The sequence below is a fragment of the Photorhabdus sp. P32 genome, assembly GCF_038085095.1.
GTDB classification, from domain to species: domain Bacteria; phylum Pseudomonadota; class Gammaproteobacteria; order Enterobacterales; family Enterobacteriaceae; genus Photorhabdus; species Photorhabdus luminescens.
In genome coordinates, this window is sequence record NZ_JAZGJN010000037.1 from 1 (window position 1) to 548 (window position 548).

General features: G+C 41.6%; 1 protein-coding gene. It reads left to right on the forward strand.

The genetic code is table 11. The features are described from left to right. The coding region (locus V2H77_RS00115) for an isocitrate dehydrogenase kinase/phosphatase AceK regulatory subunit (RefSeq protein ID WP_341497186.1) at nucleotides 1–548 on the forward strand (548 nt) is incomplete at both ends.

Sequence of the window (548 nt, forward strand, 5' to 3'; positions counted from 1 at the left end):
AATCTGGAGAGAGATATTCATTATATTACAGACTATCTACAACAGACATTTCCAGTCGCAGAATTATTACAGGCAACTTTTCAGATAGCTAATGAACTGTTTTATCGCAACAAAGCGGCTTGGTTAGTAGGTAAGATCCGCATGGGAGGTCAGGTTTATCCTTTCTTGTTGCCGATCCATCATAACGAATCCGGCGGGATTTTTATCGATACCTGTTTGACTGATTATGCTGATGCTAGCATTGTATTTGGTTTCGCCCGTTCCTATTTTATGGTTTATGCGCCTTTGCCTGCGGCTTTGGTTGAATGGTTGAGAGAAATTTTGCCTGCCAAATCAACGTCTGAACTTTATATGGCAATTGGCTGCCAGAAGCATGGTAAGACGGAATATTACCGGGAATATCTGGCGTTTATTACCTTCTCCAAAGAACAACTTATGATTGCTCCCGGTGTTAAAGGGATGGTGATGTTGGTGTTTACTTCCTCTTCATTTGATCGCGTCTTTAAGGTGATTAAAGATAGATTTGCGCCGCAGAAAGAGGTGACTCA